Genomic DNA, 22,378 nt, shown 5'->3' with positions numbered 1-22,378 from the left:
TGCTTACTCCTTGTTCTTAGGTTGTTAAAACCACGCGGTTTTATACCGCTATTAGGCTCCTTATCGGAGCTCTGTTAAAGACCGTACACGTAATGTGGCAGCCACAAGGCGATATTGGGAAAAGCCATAATCAAACCCAGCGCCAGCACCATTACACACACAAAGGGAAGAATTGACCCATAGATGTCGCGCAAAGTGATCTCAGGTGGAGCCATCGCACGCATCAAGAACAAATTATACCCGAAGGGCGGCGTCATATAGGCGATCTGCGTCGTGATCGTGTAGAGCACACCATACCATATCAAATCGAAGCCCAGTGCCCCTACCAGCGGAACATAAAGCGGAGCCACGATCACCAGCATCGCCGTATCGTCCAGGAAGGTCCCCATCACCAAGAACGAAAGCTGCATCAGAATCAGGATCATCCAAGGATCAAGACCGAGCTGTTCGGTGAACAAATTCTCAATCGCCCGCACCGCACCCAGCCCATCGAACACGGCACCGAAACCCAAAGCCGCAAGAATGATCCACATGAACATGCATGAGATTGCCAAGGTTTGCCGTACAGAGACCTCGAACACGTCCCGGGTCATACGCCGTTTCAGGACAGCAGCCAGAAACGCAGCCATCGCACCAATGGCCGAACTTTCGACAAGACTTGTCCATCCGTTAATGAACGGAACCATCATGGAAGCGAAAATCACGATCGGCAGGATTCCCGCCTGTAACAGGCGAAGCTTTTCAGCCAACGGAACCGTCCGTTCTTCGACCGGCAAAACCGGCCCCAGCTTTGGATTGAAGCGGCAGCGCACCGCGATATAGGCAACGAACATCGCCGCCATCATCAAGCCCGGAACAACCCCGGCCAACCACAATTGGCCGACAGGCTGGCGCGCAATCATCGCATAGAGGACCAACACGACGGATGGCGGGACAAGGATTCCCAGCGACGACCCCGCCTGGATTACCCCCGTCACCATCTTCTTGTCATACCCGCGCTTGAGCAGTTCCGGCAGAGCAATGGTCGCACCGATCGCCATGCCGGCAACCGACAACCCGTTCATGGCTGAGATCAACACCATCAAGCCGATGGTCCCGATTGCCAATCCGCCCGGAACCGGTCCCATCCAAACATGAAACATCTTGTAGAGATCGTCGGCGATCTTGGATTCCGACAGGACATAGCCCATGAAGATAAACATCGGCAGCGTCAGAAGCGGATACCATTTCATCAACTTCATGGCCGAGGAGAAGGGTATATCCGACCCGCCCGTCCCCCAGAGCGCCAAGGCGGCAATCACGGCGACGCCGCCGATCGCGCCGAAAACGCGCTGACCGGTCATCAGCATCAACATCATCGAGGAGAACATGAGGATTGCGATCAACTCATAGGACATCAGATCTCTTCCCCACGGATCTTGGCAATGTCCTTGATCAACTCCGAAGACACTTGCAACAGCATCATGAAGAACCCGATACACATGACCAATTTGATCGGCCACAGATACGGGCGCCACGCCGTCGGGCTGCGCTCAAGATGGCCGAGTTCTTCCGTCCCGATGACCAGGCCGAAAAGAAACCCAATCGGTTCCTTGCCAAAATACCCGAATGAATAAGCCATTGAGCTGAGACCGCCATAGAGAAGCACGCCGAGAAAAAATATCAGCATCAAGACTGTGACCGCGTCATAACATGCCTTCTTACGGTCGGACCAATTGCCGTAGAAAAGATCCATCCGGACATTCGATCCCAGTTGGATCGAATAGGGACCGCCAATGATGTAATAGGCGACCATCAGGAATTGGGCGATTTCCAGCGTCCATAGCGACGGGTCGAAGAACGTTTTTGAGATCGACGACCACAACAAGACGCCGACCAGCGCGAAGATACCGTACATGGCGAACCGGCCAATCCGGCGGTTCAGACCATCGACAAATCGGATATAGGATTTGGTCCAGCTGGGCATGGGCAATTACCAGAGAGAGGTAGAGTCTTGCGGAGTAGAGAGGCCTTCAGCCCTTCCGCATATGGCAACAGAAATGAAACAAGGCGCGTCCCGTTTCCTTCGCGCGCCTTCCTCGCCGCTCTCCGACTGCACTCCGGCACCCCTTGCGTTTAGAAGGCGCTAGCATTTCACAGCAAACGCTTCCGTCAAGGCCTTTTGTGCCCGAATGTGAGGAGGTTAACGGCCGTCGCTCCAGCGCCGGAAGCTCACGCCCGCGCAGCACCATAGTACAGCGTAACGACGTGCCGCGCTTCCGCGAAGAACAACCACCGTTCCAGCAGTATGCCAACGGCACAAAAGGCGACGGCGAACAAAGTGCAGAGTATTTCGACCCAACCACCCAGAAATACTGCCATGACGATCAGCACAATCGGCAGGACGAATCCCAGCATCGATGCATAAACGCGAAGTTTGTCGGCATGTTTTCGCGCGATCCGGAAGCCCATTTCGTCCATCAGGTAGTTCGATTCGGTATGCGGCCCTTCCAGCAAGGTCGTCTTCCCCGGACCGCCCAGACCGGTCGCCGTCCCGATATCGCTTGGCGAAGAGGCCGTCTGGAGGAACCGCCAATAGAACTGCTTGAGGAACAGCCCAACCCCCAAAGTCAGGAGGGCTGCGGCAGAAACCTCATCGCGCATGTCGTACTGGCGAAGATGCGCGAAAAAGGTCAGCAGCACAGCGCCGGTCATCAGGGAGAAAATAAGATAGCCGCCTACGGTATAGCCATTGTGCCACGCCCGGATGGTCTTCAAGGACGCATAGATCATCGCCGTGCAGTAAACGGTGACCAAGGACAGAACGATGGATGCCCCCGCTACGACGGCAACCAGGTTTCGGTCCTGAATGCCCATGAACCATATGTAGCCGTAGGCAAACATGGGTAGGTAAGCCAGGATCGCCGCCACACCTTCGCGGGACAGCCAGGATGTTTTCCACTGACTTAACGCCCGCCACGCGCGTTCCGGATGCCCCAGATGGGCGGTCGACGAAAGAAGCCCCGCGGTCACCAGTGTGAAAGCCACGCCCAAGACCACCAGCGCGAAGTCGCGATCCAGCGGCATCCTGTTCAACAGGCCAAAGAGAGCGAACCAAATCAACAAGCCATAGCCTGCGCCGGAAGCGGTTGTAAAAAATATCACGGACTTAGCGGGATGCATGGCGTTCCCTATGGCTGACATTCAAATTCTTACGATACATCCGGCTCACCCCAACGCCCTATCGGCTCAAGACGCGGTCTACGAGGCGGGCCAAAAGACCGGCCCCTTCCAAGTTGCCGTCTTTCGCACGGACTTCCGCGGAAGCCCCAATATCCGCCGCTTCCTTTTTTCGAGGCCGAGGCGGCAGATAACGGTTCACGGGTTTGCAATCCTGCTCAGGCATCAAGGCATAGCCGCCGCGCGCCGCGGACAGTTTCGACACTTCGCTGTCCGGATCGCCCAAATCGCCGAAATGACGCGCGCCTGCGGGACAGGTCGACACACAGGCCGGCACGCGGCTTTCCGGCCGCAGGGTCTCGTTATAGATTTTGTCGATGCACAAGGTGCATTTCTTCATGACACCGGCGGAATCGTCATATTCCCGTGCCCCATACGGGCAGGCCCAGGAACACAGCTTGCAGCCGATGCAGGTATCCGCATTGACCAGGACGATGCCGTCTTCTTCCCGCTTATAGCTGGCCCCTGTCGGGCAGACGGTGACGCAGGGCGCCGCCTCGCAATGCAGGCAGGACTTCGGAAAATGCACCGTCCGTCCGTTGCTATTCTCTTCCCTGACCTCGAATGTATGAATCCGGTTGAACCAGACCCCGGCGGGATCACCGCCATAGGGGTCTTTGTCGGTCAGGGGCGCACTGTGGCCCGATGTATTCCATTCCTTGCAGTTGACCGCGCAAGCATGGCACCCGACGCAGATATCCAGATCGATGACGAGGCCGAGCTTCTTTTCTGTGGTCGTCGGAAGACTGGTCATTTGTGACCGCCCTTCGGCCCATGGCCCGTTTTGTTACCATGTCCGTCGGCAATGCCAGAAATATTCTTCGACGCTTCCCGGCGGTTGCCGATCCATTCCGTCATGGGCAACCCGGCGTCACGCCCTTCTTTCTTGAACTGCGTCCCATAGGTCAACTCGTCCACAGGCGCGGAACTTCCAGGTGGCGGCGGCTGGGCGTCGAATGTGGGTTCCGTCAGCCCCGCCTCTTCAGGCAGGCATTTTTCCACCCGAACGCGCAAATCGAACCAAGCCGCCTGCCCCGTTACGGGGTCCGAATTGGAATAGCGCAGTCCGTCGCCTTGGGCCGGAAGCAGTTCCGAGATGATATGATTCAGAAGGAAACCCCGTGTCGATTCCGGCGCATCCACGCTAAGACGCCAAGCGCCCTTTCGCTTGCCGATCGCATTCCAGGTCCAGACCGTGTCGGCATTCACGCCGCTCATCAGCTTGACCTGGCCCTTTACCCTGCCCGCATGGCTGATGACCCAGACCCAATCCTCATCCTCGACCCCCATCGCCGCCGCGGTCTCTTCATTGATGAAAAGCCGGTTTCGCGCCGTGATCTGCCGCAACCAGGCATTCTGGGACCCCCAGGAATGGTACATCTGCATCGGTCGTTGGGTCAGCGCATGCATCGGATAGGAATCCGTATCGATGACCGCTTCCTCGAAGGGCATGTACCAGATGGGAAGCGGATCGAAATAGGTTTCGACCCGTTCGCGATGCTCTTCCGGCGGCTGCAAGGCACCATGTCCCTGCGCGGCAAGACGGAATTTCTGCAAAGGTTCGGAATAGAGTTGCAGAACGATCTGTTCCGCTTTCGGGATCCATCCCATACCGGCCGCATAGTCCAGGTAACCCAAATTGGCATGTTTGAAATATTGGTGTTCGAGCGGTATTTCCTCACTCCAGAAACAGCCGTTCTCGATGTAACGATCAAGCTGGTCCTTGTTGACCGCTCCGCGGCCATGGGCTTCCCCGTCTTCACCCCGCCAACCTGCCAACGGTCCAATGCCCGGAAGGCGTTCGTGATTGACGATGTAGTCGGAATAGCCGCCCGGATATTTTGCGTCGCCTTCCAGATCGACAAACCCCGGCAGCCCAAGCCGCGCGCCCAGATCGATCAGGACATCCTGGAACGGCCGAACGTCGCGGTCAGGTTTCACAACCGGCTGACGGATTGCATCACCCGGTCCATGCGCCGAAGAAATCGGCCGGTCCAGCAGGGAGATACAATCCCAGCGTTCAAGATAGGTCGTGTCCGGCAGGATCAAGTCGGCATAGGGGACCATTTCCGAATAGTAAGCGTCCGAATAAATGATTTTCGGAATCTTGTATTCGCCGGTGTTTTTATCTTTGTCGGTCAGGTAATGCAGCGTGCCGGGCACGTTCATCGACGAATTCCAAGCCATATTCGCCATATACATGAACAGCACATCGACGCCATACGGGTCTTTTTTCCACGCATTGTGGATCACCATATGCATCAGGCCATGGGCCGACAGTGGGTGTTCCCAGCTATAGGCCTTGTCGATACGTTTAGGCGTTCCGTCTTCGTCGACCAAAAGATCTTCCGGGCCTGTCGGGTTGCCGAGCGGCATACCACCCAGGGGCGTATTGGGACTCCATTCCTTGCCTGCCGGCTTCGGGCCCGGCGGGATCGGCCGGGGAAACGGCGCCTTGTAACGCCAGCCACCGGGACAATCGATCGACCCAAGCAACACTTGCAGAAGATGGATCGAGCGGCAGGTATGGAAGCCATTCGAATGGGCGGAAATACCGCGCATACCATGCATAGAAATCGGCCGGCCGATCATCCGCTCATGTTTGCGCCCGGCCCAGTCGGTCCATGGCTGTTCAATCACCACCTCTTCCGAAAAAGCGGTGTGGGCAAGTTCCGCCGCAATCCGTTTGATCGTTTCCGCCGACACGCCGGTTCGTTCCGCCACGGCGTCCGGGGCATATTGGGGGTCCAGATAACGGCGCGCCAACAAATCGAAGGACGGCACGCAGATGCGCCCATCCTCCAAGGTACGGCGGCCCGCCAGGACAGGCTTTGCCTCCGCTGAGAGGGCGTTGACGGCTTGGTTCTTTTCACCGTCCCAGCACAACGGATTGCCATCCGCGTCCCGGGCGATCAGCCCATCATCCGCGCCGCCCGGATTTTCGATGACCAGCCACGGCGCATTGGTATAACGGGACAGGAAGTCCAGATCGACATTTTCCGACCGCAGCAATTCATGAACCAGTGACAGGGCGAACAAACCGTCCGTACCCGGCCGGATGCCGATCCATTCGTCTGCGATGGCGCCATATCCGCTTCGCACCGGATTGACGGCGACGAATTTGGCGTCTCCGCGCGTCTTCAGCTTGCCAAGGCCCATCTTGATTGGATTGGAGTCGTGATCTTCCGCGACACCCCACATCATGAAATACTTGGTATGGTCCCAATCGGGTTCACCGAATTCCCAGAACGCACCGCCGAGCGTGTAGAGCCCGGCCGCCGCCATATTGACGGAGCAGAAACCGCCATGGGCGGCAAAATTAGGCGTACCGAACTGGGCAGCCCACCAACCGGTCAATGACTGGCTTTGATCGCGCCCGGTGAAAAATGCGAGTTTCTTGGGATCTGTGCGGCGAACCTCACCCAGCCAATCCTGGGCGAGCGAGAGCGCCTCATCCCATTCGATTTCCTTGAACTCGCCGGCACCGCGTTCTCCAACCCGCAACAGCGGCTTGGTCAGCCGCGCCGGCGAATTATGATTCATGATGCCAGCGGACCCTTTGGCGCAGAGCACGCCTTTGTTCACGGGATGGTCTGGATTACCTTCAATATAACGGACACCGCCGTCCTTGAGGTAAACCCGAATGCCGCAACGGCATGCGCACATGTAACAGGTGGTCGTCTTGATCTCATCCGCTTCCTTGGGCGACAGCATTACCTGCTCGCGCTTCCATTCGAACGGATTCATGACCCAACTCCACCCTGAAACTGTTCACCGACTCTGGATGCCGGTTTTAAAAAAATGCGCCCCTGACCAGGAGGCGGAAACAGGCGACCAACCTGATGCGGGCGCTGGTGATTGTCCAGCCCTGCCGCCAGTTAAGCCTGCGCGAATGCCTTCGGTGCACCCGAGCCTTGAATCTGCGTGCGCCACATCAGCCGCGTATGCGTCGGGTCGAAACTGTCCCGCCGGTGCATGGTAATGCGATTATCCCAAAGCAGCACGTCGTTCACCTGCCAGACATGTTCATAAGTGTTTTCCGGCAGGGTCGCATATTCCCATAGCTTATCGAGCAAGGCTTCTGATTCGGCCAGTTCATATCCTTCGATATAGGATTGCCGACGGCGCCCCAGATAAAGTGCCGGCCTGCCCGTTTCCGGGTGGCGTATAACAGCGGGATGGAAAGTACCCGTCGTCTTGCGCGGGTCGGAATGCTCCTCCATCCCCTGGCGCACATAGCCGCCCGAATTGTACGTCGCATCATGTTTGATCTGCAGCGAATGCGCCAAGGACTTCAGGTCGTCGGGCAAAGAGTCATAGGCTGCCATCATGGAGCAGAGGAAAGTATTGCCTCCCGTGGGCGGAACCTCCCTGGCATATAGCAGCGACGCATCGGGCGGCGAGGGCAGATAGGACATGTCGGTATGCCATACCGCCTCCCCATTCCCCAGCGCGCCCATCGGCTTTCCTTCCTTGTCCACCAGGTTGGTGATCAAATAGATCTCAGGAAACCCTTCGATTGCCGTTCGACCGACTTGTGTCAGCGGTGCATGGTCCAAGGTGCCCAACCGGCGCGAAAAACCAACAAGATCTTCGACCTCCAGCGTCTGGCCGCGCATCAAGAGACCGCCGAACTGTCCGAAAGCGTCCAACAGAACAGCGACCTGCTCCTCGGTCGGTGCGGCCAAGTCGATCCCATCGATCCGGCACCCGACTTTGGGCGCTATCGGTGTGAGGCTAAGGCCGCATGCGGCGGCACGTTCATCCAATGTGGCTGTCATTTCCGTTTCCCTCCCGCAGGGCAGTCCATTCAAACCGGCTAATCTTGTTGGTTTTCTCGAATCATTATCGACCGAGGCATGGCGTTAGGGCAAGCATGACAGGCACCGCTTCAAAGCTGAATAGCGTCTATCCAGGATTTTCGCCTTCCCCGGAGAAGTGGATTTGATACGGTTGTAGATCGAACCGCCATGAAACCTTCACCCTGGACTTCCCATGCCGCAAAATTCACCCGCCACACAGTCCACCGACCCACTGCTGCAGCCTTTCCAACTGAAGCACTTGGCCCTGCGAAACAGGGTCATGTCGACCAGCCATGCCTGTGGCCTCGGCGATGCGGACGGCATGCCAGGGGAGGCCTATCAAAGGTATCACGAGGAAAAGGCGAAAGGCGGACTGGCGCTGACCATGTTTGGCGGGTCTTCTTACATCGGGCCGGATTCGACTTGGGCGTCCGGCCAATTGAATGTGGGCACAGATAAAGTCATTCCCTTCCTTCAATCCTTCGCCGACCGCGTCCATCGCCAAGGCGCGGCAATCATGGTTCAAATCACCCATCTGGGCCGGCGCGGTGAAACGAACACCCAGAACTGGTTGCCGACTATCGCACCGTCGCCGATCCGGGAAGCGCTTCACCGGGCGATTCCGCGGGAAATGGACAGGAACGACATCGACCGGGTCGTAAAAGCCTTCGGTGACGCGGCCTATCGATGCCGCGAAGGCGGCCTGGACGGGTTGGAGACGATGATGCAGGGCCATTTGATCGGCCAATTCATGTCACCCGCCACGAATAAGCGCACGGATGACTTTGGCGGATCGGTCGAAAACCGCTGCCGTTTCGCCCTGATGGTGCATGAGGAAATCCGGAACCGCGTGGGTGACGATTTCATCGTCGGCATGCGGTACGGCATCGACGAGGCAATGCAGGGCGGCCCCCAAGCTGGAATGGATTTCGAAGAATGCCTGAAGGCCGCCCATATCCTGGAACACTCAGGCCTGCTCGATTTCTTCAATGCGAATTACGGCCGCATCGACAAGATGATGGAGATGGCCGAGCAATGCATGCCCGGCATGTCGATGCCGATCGCACCCTGGCTTGAAAAAGCAGGGACCTTTAAGCGGGAGGTCGGCCTGCCGGTCTTTCACGCCGCCCGGATCACGGATCTATCGACCGCCCGCCATGCGATCCGCGAGGGGTTGCTCGACATGGTCGCGATGACCCGCGCCCATATCGCGGATCCGCAAATCGTCAACAAACTCGCCCGGGGGGAAGAAGAACGCATCCGCCCTTGCGTCGGCGCGACCCATTGTATGGGGGCGAACCGCCCAACCTGTTTGCACAACGCCGCTTCCGGGCGGGAAAGATTCTGGCCGCAGGTCATAGAGGAAACCGCCGGTCCCGTCAGAAAAATCGTCATTGTCGGCGGCGGCCCGGCCGGGCTTGAAGCCGCGCGGGTTAGTGCGGAGCGCGGCCATGACGTCGTCCTTTTCGAAGCCGCCGACAGGCTTGGTGGTCAGATGCGCATGGCGCCCGCGGCCAGTTGGCGCAAAGACGTCGCCGGGCTCATCGATTGGCGCGCGTCGGAACTGGAAACTTTGGGCGTGGATCTTCGCCTGAGCCACTATGCGGAGGCCCAAGACATTTTGGCGGAAAGCCCAAACGTCGTGATCATCGCGACAGGCGGCATACCGGACCTTGACGGATTGGAGGGCGCGGAGCTTTGCACCAGCCCTTGGGATATCCTGACAGGCTCGGCCTCGGCCGGCGACACCGCTGTCGTCTACGATGGAACGGGTCGGCATACTGCTCCAACCGTCGCTGAGTTCCTGACACGCCAGGGCAAGAAGGCCGACCTGGTATTGCTGGACGATGTTCCAGGCAAGGAATTGGATTATTCGGAACAGGCTTCCTGGAAAAAACGCATTGCCCAGGAACACATACCAACCCATGCCGAATATGGGCTTCGTGCCGTAACACGCGACGGAAACAGCCTGGCCGCCGTCTTCACCCACGAATTGACCGGTGAAGACATGAAGATCGAATGCGATACGGTGATCGTCGAAAACGGCACTTTACCGGTAGACGATGTCTACCAAGAGCTGCGGAGCGCATCGGCAAATGACGGTTTTTTGGACCTGGATGCTCTCGTGGCCGGCAAACCGCAGCCGAGTCTGGATCAGGACGGGATAAGTCTGTTTCGGATCGGTGATGCCGCTGCCAGTCGAAATGTTGCCGCCGCGGTTTTCGATGCCCTGCGCCTCTGCAGCCGTCTTTAGGCGGGTCAGATCCACCGCCTGACGCGGCGTTTGTAGTCCAGATAAGGTTGCCCGAACTTGGCTTCTAGATACCGTTCCTCCCGCCCGATGACGTACCATTGGACGACGGCCACGCTGAACACCACCGACAGCGCACCGATCAGGCTGCCCGCCGCGGCGGCGACGCCCACTTGCCCCAAGGCCATGCCCAGATACATCGGGTTGCGGCTGTGGGCGTAGAGCCCGGAACTGACGATGGCGGAGGTCGGCTTCCAGGGCTCCACATGGGTCCCGGCCGCAAAATGCCCGACCCCAGCGAGGACGATCAGCGCAAGCCCCGCCGCCAGCAGGCAACCGCCCGCGATCATCCAAGGCAAAGGCGCGAAAGCGCCCGCAATCCAGGCGGAATCCAGCCAGATCCCGCCCCCCAGAAAGACCAGAAAGATCAACGGTGGCGGCACCCGCACGCCGGCATGGTCCGGCCTGTCGAAATCTTCTTGATCGCCATTCATCGCATGCCGTTTCACGTCCGCAAAGAACCTCGCCCCAGCAGAGCGGTCAAGAGCTTGCTCGATCCATCGAAAACGACCGAACCCGTGTACACTTACCGTCGAGCCGATAGTTCAGATGGCAACGCGCTTTCGAAGGACTAATTGAACTTGACGCGTTTCAGATAGGTTTCAACCTCCTTATACGACCTATCCGCCCCGCCGAACTTCACAAGATTGCGCGCCGTCCGCAGCCAATCGATCGTCGATGGCACGATTTCCGAAAGCGCCGATTCGAAATCGTCCTGCGACAGGGGGCGTTCGTTCCTGTCGATGATAGCCGAAGCCAGGGCGCGTTCCTTCGCCAATTCAATCAGCCCGTCGATGTCCGCCCCCGAGAAATGTTCGCAACGACGCGCAATTGCCGCGACGTCGAACGGTTCGCACGGTACGTCAGCCAGCTTTTCCACGATCATGGCTTTGCGGCCTTCAGCATCCGGCGGCGGGACAAAGACTTGGCGTGCAAACCGGCCGGGCCTGCGCATGGCCGGGTCCACATCCCAAGGCATGTTGGTCGCAGCCAACATCAGGACGCTTCTATTATCCGATCCCATGCCATCCAGTTGCGCCAACAGTTCATTAACGACGGTCCGCGTATGTTCGCTGCTCGCCTTCGAGCGGGAATAGGCGAGCGCATCGATCTCATCGAAAAACAATACACTTGGAACATTCGCTCGCGCGCGTTCGAAAATAGCGGCGAGGTTGCGTTCACTCTCACCTATCCACATGTTCAGAACGTCGCTGATCCCGACCGAGATGAACTCCGCATTGCATTCCGAAGCGACGGCCTTCGCCAGCATTGTCTTGCCGCAGCCCGGCGGTCCGTAGAGCAGGATGCCCCCGCCAGCCTGTTTGCGAAACCGTTGGAAGAGGCCCGGATTCACGAACGGCTCAATGATTTGCAGCCGGATCGTCCGCTTGATGTCATCCGCACCGACAATGTCCTCGAACTTTACTTTCTGCGTATTTCCGCGCGCGCTTGAAAATTGAACGACACCGTCGGTGCGGTCGCCGGAAACGACGCGCAACTGGGTCACACCCGTCGACGGAACGGCGTTGGGGGCGAGTGCTTCAAGCTTTTCAACCGGTTCGAAACCGTCAAGATCGCGGGACTTCCGGTAGGAAGTCAGCGCCTCCTCCCGACGACCAAGGGCCAGAAGCGCGCAGGCGGCGCCTATCAAATGCGATGCCTGATCGGCCTGCTGCTGGCAAAGCAGTTCGTACTGCGCGAGCGCTTCGGCGGCACAATCAGTCTTGAGCAGCAAAGCCGCATAGTCATCCCTGGCGACCGCATCGAAAGGATTGGCCAATAACCGTTGTTCGAGTCCCTGACGATCCGTGTTATCTGTCATAGCGTGATCCGCGCGTTGTCCGGTCCAAAACGTCAGGACCGCAAGATTATTCGGCGCAGCAAAGTCGGCCAAATCCAGCTATAGGCGACATAAATCAGCACACAAATCGAGAGAATTCCGGCAAGAGGCCGGTCCACCTGCGACAAGGCCCGGAGGCCGACAAACGCCGCCACCCAAAGCGTGATTGACGCGACCCAACCGAATTTCTGTAACGGCCAAAGCGGCAACATCGTCCAATGTGCGCTCGCTTTCAAACTGGCCGCCATCTCGATAATCTCTTCGTTATCCGGTTGAAGTCGGACGAGTTGTTGCACGACACGGTATGCCGCCCGATTTTCACCGCGATCATTCAAATTCTGGAAAATCAGAATCAAGGTTTGAATCGCATCCGGATCGCTCGCCACCAACTCTTCCAATGCCGTGTTCGATACGTCTGATTTGCCTTCTATCAGGCCGGTCAGCGACAGCGAATAGAGGCAACCCCTGTCATCCGGATCGTACTTTAGGCCTTCCACCGCCAGGGCCTGTGCCTTCGCGATGTTCATCGTCTTGAGCATCAGAATCGCATAGAAGCCGTAGAAGACCGATTCTTCCGGGTAGTCATTCAACAGGTCGATTATGACCGTCTCCGCCTCGGCAAAATCGCCTTCCTCTAGGTACAGCTGAAAGAGCAGATTGCGAGCCGAAGGATTGTCGGGTTCAGCCGCCAAAACAGGCTGCAGCGCCGCCCACGCCGCAGGTTCGTTATCGTCATAATATTCCGCCCAGGCCGCCTGCAACTGCAGAGTTACGTCATCCGGGTACTCCCGAAGCGCTTCCGCAAGGCGTTCCTTTGCCTGGGCGATCCGGTCACGTTCCAGTAGGGCGGCAATCGTTTTGATCGCGGTGTCGGCACTCATTCGGCAGCTCCCGACAATGGGGCAAAAAGTGGTATCAAAGTGACTAGGTGGATTACCGTGCTGATAACAACGATGATCAAGCCAACACGCCATGCACTGGGCCGGTCGCGCCCCGTCAGGCCTGCGGCGCGATGGTCGGACTTGTGCAGGAGATAGCCGAAGCCAACGAACAACACGCCGACAAACTGCAGTAGAAACCGAAGGCCCCGTTGCTCTCCAAACAGATCGGCCAGTTCCGCTTGGGCGATCCGGCCCGGCTCCGTCATGGCAAGGGCCAAAAGGAGCGCGATATACATGCCAGCAGCGATCGCCAGATAAGGCAGGTCACGCGACAGCCGACGGAGCCGCATACTGTTCAAGCCCGTATAGGCGAGTGCTCCCCAAATGCCGCCAAAGAAGGAAATCCAAATGCCGGCTGTTATCGAATAGGGAGCGTCTTTGGGTTGGCCTGCGCGAAGCGACGGTTGGAGAAGAGAATTGTCATCGGCCATAGTTGCTGTCGCACATCCAGACGGGTTGATCGCATCCTATCCTTGGGTAAAGGAATTTTTCAAAGTTGCAAAGAATGAGTTTTATAAACTTTTATGTAGCTTCATTAGGGTTCAATTATCTTCCGGGGTGAACCCGACAGAAATCCGGGGAACTCGCATCGGTGACAGAGAGGAAACACGCTCCTCTCAAAGACATCGGCGGAGGCCGCAAAGAAAAAGGCGGCCCGAAGGCCGCCCTTTCCCTCAAACCTCGTAGAGAATTACTTCTGCAGTTCGGTCCAGATCGCGGTGTAGAGATCGCGGGCCGAGGGCGGGCAGGTCGGGATAAATTGACCGGCCGACACCAATTCCTTCGGCGCAACGATTTCCGGTGCGGTCTTCATGTCTTCCGGCATGAAAGCCTCAGAACCGTCGATGCCGTTCGCATAGCGGGCGAAGGCGGAGATCATGGCGGCGTTCTCCGGATCCATAATGAAGTTCTGGAAGAGCTTGGCGTTCTCGACGTTCTTGGCGTCCTTCAAAATCGCGACCGAGTCCATCCATAGCGGATAGCCTTCCTTCGGATAGCCATACGCGACATCCGGGTTATTCAAACGCGCGCGGAAGGTGGAGCCGTTCCAGTTGACGGTCGCGACATATTCACCGCTGGAAAGCTTGTCAGTGGTGCCATAATCCATCGACAACCATTTCGGCTTGGCTTCGACCAGCATGTCGCGAACCTTGCGCAGAACGGTCTTGTCCTCGGTGCAGGCTTCACCACCGGCATAGAAGATCGCCAGCGAGATGATATCCTGCATTTCCGGAACAACGTTCACCTTGCCGACCAGCTCTTCCGGCGGGTCGATGAAGATGGCCGAGGTGTTGATATCGCCGGAATAGACCGACGTATTCACCGCCATGCCGGTCGTGCCCCACTGCCATGGAACGGTGTAGTGACGGCCCTTGTCCCAGGACACGTTCTTCCACTGCTCGGACACATTTTTGAAGTTTTCCATCTGATCGGGACGGGCTTCCAACAACAGGCCCTTCTCAATATAGACGGGGACGTAGCTGTTCGTGGGAACGACGATGTCGAAGCCATGTCCGCCCGCTTCAACTTTCGCCAGCGCGGTGGTGTTTGAATCGTAGTCCGTGACGGTGACCTTTACGTCATAGGCCTTCTCGAACTTCTCGATCAGTTCGGGGCTGGTGTAGTTCCCCCAGTTGTAGATGTTCAGCTCGCCCGCCGCATTGGCTGTGGACGTCGCCGTCAGCAGCGCCGCCGCCGACAATGCGAGTAGTTTCGAACGCATGGTGTAGTCTCCCTTGGTTATAATGAACGCACTTACTTGCCTACCGGCGAATTTCTTCCCGATAGCAGGAAGAAGGCCGTCAGCAGAATTACCGTAACCGCCAACAATGCCGACGAGATCGCATTGACCTCCGGCGTGACCGCGCGCCGCAATTGGCCCAGCATATAGGTTGGTAGCGTATCCTGCCCCGCCGATTTGACAAATTCGGTGATGATCACATCGTCCAGCGAAATCACGAAAGCCAACATGGCGCCGGCGGCTATGCCGGGCGCCACCAGAGGCAAGGTTACCCGCCTGAACGTTTTCCACGGTGTGGCATAGAGATCGGCGGCCGCGATCTCCAAGGCTCTATCCATTCCTTCCATCCTGGCCCTGATCGGCAAATACGCGAAGGGCACACAGAAGGCGGCATGCGCCAGGATTAGATAGGCCAAACCGGAATAGCCCGTGGCGACCTTGATCGACGCGAAGAAAATCAGCAAGGCGACGGCGGTGACGACCTCAGGCACCATCAAGGGCTGGTTGATCATCAAATAGATCAAGGTACGCCCGGGGTAATTCTTCGTCCGCGTCGTGCCGAGCGCCGCCATCGTCGCCAATACCGTCGCAATGCCCGAGGCAAAGGCGGCGATAATCAGAGAGCGCAACGCCGCTTCCTGCACCAACTCGTTCTCCGCCGCGGCGAAATACCAAGCGACGGAAAAATCTTCGAACAAGGCAACCGACTGACCGGAGTTGAACGAATAGACGACCATGGTGACGATCGGCGCGTAGAGCAGCACAAAACAGACCAGCGCAACGGGAGTGAACCCCGGCAGATATTTTATGCTGAAGGGTTTGGTTCGCTTGTTACTCATCGCTTCCTCCCCGGTTCGCGGCCCTGACATAGAAGAGGAGTGCCACCGCCACGACCAACAAGAGCAGAATGGATAGCGAAGACCCTAAAGGCCAGTTCCGCCCCTGTCCAAACTGCAATTCGATGAAATTCCCGATCATCATGTTCTTGCCCCCACCCAGCACGCGCGGCGTCACATAGGCGCCGAGGGAGGGCACGAAGACGAGGATCGAACCCGCAATGATCCCCGGTTTCACAATCGGCAGAATAACCCGGCGCAATACCTGCCAACGATTAGCGTAAAGGTCGTATCCCGCTTCGACCAACCGAAAATCGAACCGGTCAATTGCCGCGTAGAGGGGCAATACCATCAACGGCAAATAGACATAAGCCATGCCAATCAGGACCGCCGTGTCGGTGTAGAGGATCTGGATCGGTTCATCGATAACGCCCAGCCAACGCAGGAAATTGTTGATGAGCCCTTCGTTCCGGATCACCTCGAGGATCGCGAAAGTTCTAATCAGCAAGTTCGTCCAGAAGGGAATGGTGATCAGGAAGAGCCAGAGTGTCCGCTGCCGCCCGGGTCGCGTGGCGATGAAATAAGCGGTGGGCAAACCGAATATCAGCGTCAAGAGCGTGGTCAGCAGCGACAAGCGCAACGACCGCCCGAAGATCGTCAAATGCGCATCGGCCAACCGAACGGTATCGTCGAAAATATCTACCGTGAAGAATATCTGGAACCACGCCTTGACCGTCGGCGTCCAAATCACGCCGCTATAATCGCCGGGCGTCATGAAGGAGTAAACAAGGACAATCAACAGTGGACCGCTTGCGCCGAGCAGCAACAAAATCATCGCCGGCATGGATAACAGCCAATTCCGCTTCACCCTTTCTTTTTCAGCGCGGACTTCAAGGTCGCTCAACTGTCTGGCATTTGTCGTTGAGGTGTCGGTCATCGATCAGTCCCCCACGATGCGCGGACCGTCGGGCGCGAAAGTGATGCCGACCTTGGCACCCGTCTCCAGGGCGCCACCGCGGTCCGCGTCGGCGGAGACTCGCGCGACGACTTCGGTTCCGCTGTTGAGTGACATATAGCAATGCATATCTGTGCCGAAATAGACGATGTTGGTCACGGTCGCCGGCAGCGCATCCGCCGTATCGGCGGCAACGACCTGAACGAATTCAGGACGCACAGCGACAGTGACTTTTCCGTCGGAAACGCTTTCATCGGCAACCAGCGCTTCGAAAGAGTGTCCGTCTGCCAGGGCCACACGCCGCTTTGCCCCTGTGCCGGAAGCCGTCCCCTCCAGGAAATTCGACTCGCCGATAAAACTCGCCACAAACCGGTTCTGCGGACTGTTATAAATTTCCCGGGGACTGCCGATCTGCAGAATGTTTCCAGCACTCATCACACCGATCCGGTCGGACATGGTAAGCGCTTCTTCCTGGTCATGCGTCACGAAAATAAAGGTGATGCCGGTTTCCATCTGCATCCGCTTCAATTCGATCTGCATTTGCTTCCTGAGCTTCAGGTCGAGGGCCGACAGCGGTTCATCCAGAAGCAGGACCGAGGGTTGCGGTGCCAAAGCGCGCGCCAGGGCGACGCGTTGCTGCTGACCACCGGAAAGCTGCGTCGGCAGACGGTTGCGCATTGCCTCCATCTGGACGAGCGCCAGCATTTTTTCCACCGTGTCGTCGATCTCACTGTTCGACCGGCCCATCATTTCCAAGCCGAAACCGACATTCTGGCCAACGGTCAGATGCGGGAAAAGCGCGTAGCTTTGGAAAACCGTGTTGATCGGCCGTTTAAACGGCGGGTCGACGGTGATGTCCTTTCCGTCCAGCATAATTGCGCCGGCAGATGGCGTTTCGAAACCGGCAATCAGACGCAACAGCGTCGTCTTTCCGCATCCCGATGGGCCAAGCAAGGTAAAGAACTCGTTCCGGCGAATATCGACCGTAACATCGTCTAGGGCCCTTAGTTCGTTTCCGGGAGACCCGAAAACCTTTGAAACACCTTCAGCCCTTACAGCGACTTCGTCGGACACGGATACCCCCTTCTATCCTTTTTCCATAATATTTGCGAAGCAGACCGGCGGGCGGCGATCAAACCACGGCCGCGCCCTTTCCAGGTCCGCGCAAACTGTCATTAGCATCTCATCCTCACCGAATGGGGAGGCAAGATGGACCCCCACCGGCAAGCCGTCTTCCGTCCAATGCAAGGGTACCGACGCGGCAGGTTGTCCCGTGGCATTGAAGGCCGCCGTATAGGGTGAGTAGGCGAAGATCCCGTTCTCCCCCAATCGGTAGTCCACATAACTCTCACGGCTGTGGTTGAAACGCCCGATCTGTGCCGGCGGTTCCGCCAAGGTCGCCGTGACCAGGATATCGTAATTGAGAAAAAAAGCCGCCATTTCACGGCCATAGGCATGAACAGCCTCAACCGCTTCAAGATACGCATCACCCGAAATGGTCTTCGCATACCGGCATGCGTCGAGCGCAACCGGCTCAAGATCCCCTTGCTGCAGATCTCTGCCCTTCTTGGCGAGAACCTGACGCACCCATAGGGCGGTTCCACAAGCAACGATGGCCGTCCAAGCTTTCATCATACCGATTGTATCGGCCTTCGGCAGTTCTTCTTCCACATGGTGGCCCATGGCTTCCAGAAGTTTCACCGTCTCCAGGACGGCCTTTTCGCAATCCGGATCAATCGGATCCCCGGTCAGGGTTTTCGTCGAAAAAGCGACTCGCAAAGGCCGGGAAGTAGCCTTCGCGGCGGCAAAGAAACTATCTTTCATTGGCGGCGCAACATAGGGCGCCCCTAGGTCCGATCCCCGCGTAACGTCCAACAATATGGCGGTATCGCGCACCGAGCGTGTCAAAAAGCCGTCGATCGCCATCCCCGCCCAGCCTTCGCCGGAATTAGGCCCATCAGGCAAGCGTGCACGCGTCGGCTTGAAGCCGAACAGGCCACAAGATGAGGCTGGAATTCGAACCGATCCGCCACCATCCGATCCATGCGCTGCCGGCACGATCCCGGCCGCCACCGACGCCCCCGATCCACCTGAGGATCCGCCGGGGGTCCGATCCAAGTTCCAAGGATTTCTTGTCGGACCGCCATAAACGGCAGCTTCCGTCGCTGCGCCGACACCGCCTTCAGGCGCCGTCGTCCGGCCGAACAGCACCACGCCCGCCTTGAGAAGCCTGTCCACGATGGATGAGTTTCCGGAATACTGCGTGTCCTTGAGCAGCATGGAGCCATTGTGCCCGGGAAACCCGACAGCCTCCGCCCCCAAATCCTTTAACAGAAACGGTACGCCGCGTAATGGCCCATGCGGCAGGCCGCGCGCAATGTTCTCACGTGCCAATTCCGCCTGAAGCATTGTCACGGCATTGAGTTTGGGATTGAGCGCAGCCGCGCGCTCCAGCGCGGCATCGAGAAGCTCGCCCGGCGAAACCTCACCCATGGCAACCAACCCGGCCAAAGCCGTGGCATCAAAACTCTCGTATTGAGCAAACGCGCTCATTGGACCCCTGTTCTTTGCAGCTTTTTTGAACGCACGGCCAACATGAGGTCACAAATACCCCGTATCTGGCAAGCCGGTAACGGTGCGGCCAAAGACCTTTTTTCGCACCGCAGCAATCTCTGTCGCAGATGTTTGAACATCGATCGCCGCAGCGCGGCATATTGGCAAAGTGTCAGCTTTGGGCCATGTTTCTGGCGTCCAGCACCGCCACTGCCCAGTCTTCCGGTCGTTCCTGCGGCAGGTTATGCCCGGCCTGCCTGAAAACCCGATGCTCGTGCTTTCCGGTAAACTTCCCTGCATGGTCTGCCGTTCCGGCATTAACACCATCCACGTCTCCGTCGATTGAGATCGCCGGCACGGAAATTGGCGGCTGCGCAACCAGTTGTGTTTCGATATGCGCGACCGCCGGATCACCCGGCACCAGGCCGTATCGGTGTCGATAGGAGTGAATTACCACATCGACGAAATCCGGGTTGTCGAAGGAAACAGCCGACCGCTCGAATGTTTCCTCGTCGAAATTCCAGGTCGGCGACCACATCTTCCAAAGCAAGCGGTTGATGTCTCGCCGGTCCCGCTGCAACGCCCGTCTCCCCCGTTCCGAATGGAAGAAATACTGGTACCAAAAGGTCGCTTCCTCCGCTGCGGGCGCGGGCTCCCAGGATTTTGCAATGTTTTGAATGTTGTATGAATTGCCGGTCACGAGGGCTTGGACGCGATCCGGCCACAAGGCTGAGACGATGCAAGCCGCTCGGCCACCCCAGTCATATCCACCCAGCACCGCGCGTTCTATCCTCAGCGCGTCCATCAAGGCCAAAAGGTCGGCACCCAGAGCCGCCTGTTCACCCGAACGTGGCGTGTCACGGGACAAAAACCTGGTCGGACCATAACCGCGTAGATACGGCACGATTACTCGCGCGCCATTCTTCGCCAGAATATCCGCCGCCTGATCATAGGCATGTACATCGTAGGGAAATCCATGGCCCAAGATGCAGGGCCAGCCATCGTGCGGTCCCACGCTGCGAAACGCGACCTCAAGAACACCGGCCTTTATCTTTTGAATGGTCACCATACTCTCCGGAACGATTCCCTGACACGCCCATGCTACGCATGCTCCCCGTCTGCGGACAACATTTCCTGCGAACCGTTCGGTTCGACCTCCCTAGCAATCCAGAGCGGATGACTAAAACACTGTCTCGTCCGTTGAGGAGGAGGCCCGCCTGCGGTCCCGACGGCGGACCAACCACCCTGCCGTGACGGCGCTGAGCACAAGCAGAGCCAGGGCAATGGGGAAATGGATCAACGCCATGACGTCGCCATTCAAGATAACGAGGGTTTGTGACAGGGACTGTTCGAATTGTCCTCCCAGGAAGAACGCGATGAGGAAGACCACCGCGGGATAGCCAAGTGATGTCATTACATAACCGACGACGCCGAAGATCAGCATGATCGCTACCCCAAACATCCCGCCGGTCGCCATGTAGACACCGGCGATACACAAGATCAGGGAAACCGAGAAGATAAGGCTTTCCGGCGCGGACACGATGCGCGACCAGAATCGCAGGCTGAACTGCCCGACGGCAAGATTGCAGGCATTGGCCATGATCATCGCACCGAACAAGCCGTAGATAAGGCGCCCCTGTTGTTCGAACATCAAGGGGCCCGGCTGAATACCATGGGTCTTGAACGCCGAGATCAATAGCGCCGCAGAGACACTGCCGGGAATACCGATCGCCAACAAGGGGATGAGATTGGCGCCCATGACCGCGCTGTTGGCCGATTCCGTCGCTGCAATACCCTGGATATTGCCTTTGCCAAAACTGTCCGGGTCTTTAGACGCTTCGCGGGCGGCAGCGTAGCTCATGAAGGCCGCCGCGGTTGAGCCGATGCCCGGAATGGCCCCCAAAACGGTCCCAATCAGCGCGCCCCGCGCCATTGTGAAACGACATTCCCAATATTCAGCCCAACTGACACGCCGGTCTTCCGGCGCTTGTGTATCTGGGATCTCGATCGCCGCGCGGATTGCCATCGTCATGCCCGCGAGGCGCCGGAATATTTCCGATACCGCCAGGGTCCCAATGGCGACCGAAACCAGCGGTAGCCCGTCGAACAATTCGAAATGCCCGAAATAGAACCTAGGTGTCCCATGTTCGGGGTCGAGGCCGACGGTGGCGCATAGCAGACCGAAGACAGCGGCGATTAACCCTTTCGTCAGCGACTGACCAACAAGGCCGGACATCACGGCAAAGGCGAGCACGATAAGCGAGCAGGTTTCAACCGGCCCCATTTTCAGGGCGAGCACAGCCAGCGGCGCTGAGACGGTGATCAGCACGATATCGCTGAACGTGTCCCCCGTGACGGAAGCAAAGAGCGCCATCTTCGTGGCTTTCAGCGGTTTGCCTTTTGCGGCGAGCGGATGCCCGTCCAATGCGGTCGCCGCCGCATCCGGCGTGCCGGGCGTGTTCACCAGGATGGCCGGAATGGCACCGCCATATAGCCCCCCTTTCATCACGCCGATCAGAAAGGCTATTGCAGGCAAGGGGTCGAAAACGAAGGTGAAGGGAATGGCAATGGCGATGGCCATGACGGGGCCGATGCCCGGAAGGGCGCCGACCAACTGTCCGGCCGCCACACCGGCGACCACGAAAAGCAGGTTTAACGGCGTCAACGCATCTCCAAGCCCGGCAATGATTGTGGCGAAATCCATTGCGGGGGCTTAAGGAAGCGTCCGGCCCAACAGGGGGACGGCTATCGACCAGACAACGGCCGGAGCCGCCAAAGCGCCTAGAGCGATCCAACCGGGCCGCCGTTCTCCAACCGTCAGCATCACCAGCAGTGCCAAGGCAAAGGCGCCCGCCAAATATCCCAGCCGATCCATTGCGAAGAGCGCACCACCCGTCAGGACAACAAAGAGAGCAGCCCTGGCTGCTTCTGACGACGGTAGAGATACACCTCCAGTTAGAAACAAGGCATCGATCGTGCCGAACAGGACCAAGGCCACGGCGCAGATCGCCGGTAAGGTCTGCGGCCGCACCCACCCGTAGTCGACCACTTCCGTATGATGGGGAATCACAAAGAAGTACAGGACTACCCCCCCTAACGCCACGACGGCGCCCTGTAGTCGGTTGAGGATATTCAGCAAATCGGCACCCTTAACTCCGCCAAATTCAGGGCCAGGCAACG

19 protein-coding genes are annotated in these 22,378 nt (G+C 58.0%); 1 reads left to right on the top strand and 18 read right to left on the bottom strand.

Annotation, left to right across the window (positions count from 1 at the left end; genetic code table 11):
- Positions 1–74 precede the first annotated feature (74 nt).
- The 6 genes from EOI86_RS00370 to EOI86_RS00345 all read right to left on the bottom strand — a co-directional run bounded on the left by EOI86_RS00370 (position 75) and on the right by EOI86_RS00345 (position 8,000).
- Positions 75–1,397, bottom strand: a complete 1,323-nt coding sequence (locus tag EOI86_RS00370; RefSeq protein ID WP_127763140.1) for a TRAP transporter large permease — start codon at positions 1,395–1,397, stop codon at positions 75–77.
- Complete coding sequence (locus EOI86_RS00365; RefSeq protein ID WP_127763138.1) at positions 1,397–1,966, bottom strand: TRAP transporter small permease subunit; 570 nt, start codon at positions 1,964–1,966, stop codon at positions 1,397–1,399. The genes EOI86_RS00370 and EOI86_RS00365 overlap by 1 nt, the downstream gene beginning before the upstream one ends.
- 245 nt (positions 1,967–2,211) lie before the next feature.
- Positions 2,212–3,183, bottom strand: a complete 972-nt coding sequence (locus tag EOI86_RS00360) for a dimethyl sulfoxide reductase anchor subunit family protein (RefSeq protein ID WP_240035536.1) — start codon at positions 3,181–3,183, stop codon at positions 2,212–2,214.
- Between the two features lie 37 nt (positions 3,184–3,220).
- Positions 3,221–3,973, bottom strand: coding sequence for a 4Fe-4S dicluster domain-containing protein (locus EOI86_RS00355; RefSeq protein WP_127763136.1), 753 nt, complete (start codon positions 3,971–3,973; stop codon positions 3,221–3,223).
- Positions 3,970–6,966, bottom strand: coding sequence for a molybdopterin oxidoreductase family protein (locus tag EOI86_RS00350; protein WP_127763134.1), 2,997 nt, complete (start codon positions 6,964–6,966; stop codon positions 3,970–3,972). The genes EOI86_RS00355 and EOI86_RS00350 overlap by 4 nt, the downstream gene beginning before the upstream one ends.
- Positions 6,967–7,097: 131 nt before the next feature.
- A complete protein-coding gene (locus EOI86_RS00345) occupies positions 7,098–8,000 on the bottom strand; it encodes a TauD/TfdA dioxygenase family protein (protein ID WP_127763132.1) in 903 nt (300 codons plus the stop codon).
- Between the two features lie 214 nt (positions 8,001–8,214).
- Between EOI86_RS00345 and EOI86_RS00340 the strand changes: the two genes are divergently transcribed.
- Complete coding sequence (locus tag EOI86_RS00340; protein ID WP_127763130.1) at positions 8,215–10,275, top strand: NADH:flavin oxidoreductase; 2,061 nt, start codon at positions 8,215–8,217, stop codon at positions 10,273–10,275.
- A gap of 5 nt (positions 10,276–10,280) precedes the next feature.
- Here EOI86_RS00340 and EOI86_RS00335 read toward each other — a convergent pair whose 3' ends face one another.
- The 12 genes from EOI86_RS00335 to EOI86_RS00280 form a co-directional block, all read right to left on the bottom strand.
- The gene (locus EOI86_RS00335) at positions 10,281–10,766 is read right to left on the bottom strand and encodes a methyltransferase family protein (RefSeq protein ID WP_127763128.1); all 486 of its coding nucleotides are present in this window, start codon (positions 10,764–10,766) and stop codon (positions 10,281–10,283) included.
- A 137-nt stretch (positions 10,767–10,903) separates the two neighbouring features.
- A complete protein-coding gene (locus EOI86_RS00330; RefSeq protein ID WP_127763126.1) occupies positions 10,904–12,154 on the bottom strand; it encodes an ATP-binding protein in 1,251 nt (416 codons plus the stop codon).
- Between the two features lie 32 nt (positions 12,155–12,186).
- Complete coding sequence (locus EOI86_RS00325) at positions 12,187–13,053, bottom strand: tetratricopeptide repeat protein (protein ID WP_161973632.1); 867 nt, start codon at positions 13,051–13,053, stop codon at positions 12,187–12,189.
- Positions 13,050–13,544: a hypothetical protein gene (locus tag EOI86_RS00320; RefSeq protein WP_127763122.1), complete on the bottom strand. Its 495-nt coding sequence runs from the start codon at positions 13,542–13,544 to the stop codon at positions 13,050–13,052. The genes EOI86_RS00325 and EOI86_RS00320 overlap by 4 nt, the downstream gene beginning before the upstream one ends.
- 260 nt (positions 13,545–13,804) lie before the next feature.
- Positions 13,805–14,836, bottom strand: coding sequence for an ABC transporter substrate-binding protein (locus EOI86_RS00315; protein WP_127763120.1), 1,032 nt, complete (start codon positions 14,834–14,836; stop codon positions 13,805–13,807).
- Positions 14,837–14,868: 32 nt separating this feature from the next.
- Entirely contained in the window at positions 14,869–15,693 is an 825-nt protein-coding gene (locus tag EOI86_RS00310) for an ABC transporter permease (protein WP_127763118.1), read from the bottom strand.
- Positions 15,686–16,627 (bottom strand): ABC transporter permease, encoded by a 942-nt coding sequence (locus EOI86_RS00305; RefSeq protein ID WP_127763116.1) that lies wholly within the window; start codon positions 16,625–16,627, stop codon positions 15,686–15,688. The genes EOI86_RS00310 and EOI86_RS00305 overlap by 8 nt, the downstream gene beginning before the upstream one ends.
- 3 nt (positions 16,628–16,630) lie before the next feature.
- Entirely contained in the window at positions 16,631–17,719 is a 1,089-nt protein-coding gene (locus EOI86_RS00300; RefSeq protein ID WP_127763114.1) for an ABC transporter ATP-binding protein, read from the bottom strand.
- Positions 17,720–17,731: 12 nt separating this feature from the next.
- Positions 17,732–19,198 (bottom strand): amidase, encoded by a 1,467-nt coding sequence (locus EOI86_RS00295; RefSeq protein ID WP_127763112.1) that lies wholly within the window; start codon positions 19,196–19,198, stop codon positions 17,732–17,734.
- Positions 19,199–19,370: 172 nt separating this feature from the next.
- A complete protein-coding gene (locus EOI86_RS00290) occupies positions 19,371–20,267 on the bottom strand; it encodes an alpha/beta fold hydrolase (protein WP_127763110.1) in 897 nt (298 codons plus the stop codon).
- Positions 20,268–20,378: 111 nt separating this feature from the next.
- Complete coding sequence (locus tag EOI86_RS00285; RefSeq protein ID WP_127763108.1) at positions 20,379–21,902, bottom strand: tripartite tricarboxylate transporter permease; 1,524 nt, start codon at positions 21,900–21,902, stop codon at positions 20,379–20,381.
- Between the two features lie 9 nt (positions 21,903–21,911).
- Positions 21,912–22,337 (bottom strand): hypothetical protein, encoded by a 426-nt coding sequence (locus EOI86_RS00280; RefSeq protein WP_127763106.1) that lies wholly within the window; start codon positions 22,335–22,337, stop codon positions 21,912–21,914.
- Positions 22,338–22,378: the final 41 nt, after the last annotated feature.

The organism is Hwanghaeella grinnelliae (genome assembly GCF_004005845.1).
Lineage (GTDB): Bacteria > Pseudomonadota > Alphaproteobacteria > UBA8366 > Aestuariispiraceae > Hwanghaeella > Hwanghaeella grinnelliae.
Note: the sequence above shows the minus strand (reverse complement) of the source record. Positions and strands in the feature narration are given on the sequence as shown.

What these genes read in the sequence shown, in the direction of transcription:
- EOI86_RS00330 (WP_127763126.1), bottom strand. Translation starts at nt 12,154, where the DNA reads ATGACAGATAACACGGATCGTCAGGGACTCGAACAACGGTTATTGGCC.
- EOI86_RS00365 (WP_127763138.1), bottom strand. Translation starts at nt 1,966, where the DNA reads ATGCCCAGCTGGACCAAATCCTATATCCGATTTGTCGATGGTCTGAAC.
- EOI86_RS00370 (WP_127763140.1), bottom strand. Translation starts at nt 1,397, where the DNA reads ATGTCCTATGAGTTGATCGCAATCCTCATGTTCTCCTCGATGATGTTG.
- EOI86_RS00290 (WP_127763110.1), bottom strand. Translation starts at nt 20,267, where the DNA reads ATGGTGACCATTCAAAAGATAAAGGCCGGTGTTCTTGAGGTCGCGTTT.
- EOI86_RS00335 (WP_127763128.1), bottom strand. Translation starts at nt 10,766, where the DNA reads ATGAATGGCGATCAAGAAGATTTCGACAGGCCGGACCATGCCGGCGTG.
- EOI86_RS00285 (WP_127763108.1), bottom strand. Translation starts at nt 21,902, where the DNA reads ATGGATTTCGCCACAATCATTGCCGGGCTTGGAGATGCGTTGACGCCG.
- EOI86_RS00295 (WP_127763112.1), bottom strand. Translation starts at nt 19,198, where the DNA reads ATGAGCGCGTTTGCTCAATACGAGAGTTTTGATGCCACGGCTTTGGCC.
- EOI86_RS00320 (WP_127763122.1), bottom strand. Translation starts at nt 13,544, where the DNA reads ATGGCCGATGACAATTCTCTTCTCCAACCGTCGCTTCGCGCAGGCCAA.
- EOI86_RS00355 (WP_127763136.1), bottom strand. Translation starts at nt 3,973, where the DNA reads ATGACCAGTCTTCCGACGACCACAGAAAAGAAGCTCGGCCTCGTCATC.
- EOI86_RS00345 (WP_127763132.1), bottom strand. Translation starts at nt 8,000, where the DNA reads ATGACAGCCACATTGGATGAACGTGCCGCCGCATGCGGCCTTAGCCTC.
- EOI86_RS00350 (WP_127763134.1), bottom strand. Translation starts at nt 6,966, where the DNA reads ATGAATCCGTTCGAATGGAAGCGCGAGCAGGTAATGCTGTCGCCCAAG.
- EOI86_RS00340 (WP_127763130.1), top strand. Translation starts at nt 8,215, where the DNA reads ATGCCGCAAAATTCACCCGCCACACAGTCCACCGACCCACTGCTGCAG.
- EOI86_RS00360 (WP_240035536.1), bottom strand. Translation starts at nt 3,183, where the DNA reads ATGTCAGCCATAGGGAACGCCATGCATCCCGCTAAGTCCGTGATATTT.
- EOI86_RS00305 (WP_127763116.1), bottom strand. Translation starts at nt 16,627, where the DNA reads ATGACCGACACCTCAACGACAAATGCCAGACAGTTGAGCGACCTTGAA.
- EOI86_RS00315 (WP_127763120.1), bottom strand. Translation starts at nt 14,836, where the DNA reads ATGCGTTCGAAACTACTCGCATTGTCGGCGGCGGCGCTGCTGACGGCG.
- EOI86_RS00325 (WP_161973632.1), bottom strand. Translation starts at nt 13,053, where the DNA reads ATGAGTGCCGACACCGCGATCAAAACGATTGCCGCCCTACTGGAACGT.
- EOI86_RS00310 (WP_127763118.1), bottom strand. Translation starts at nt 15,693, where the DNA reads ATGAGTAACAAGCGAACCAAACCCTTCAGCATAAAATATCTGCCGGGG.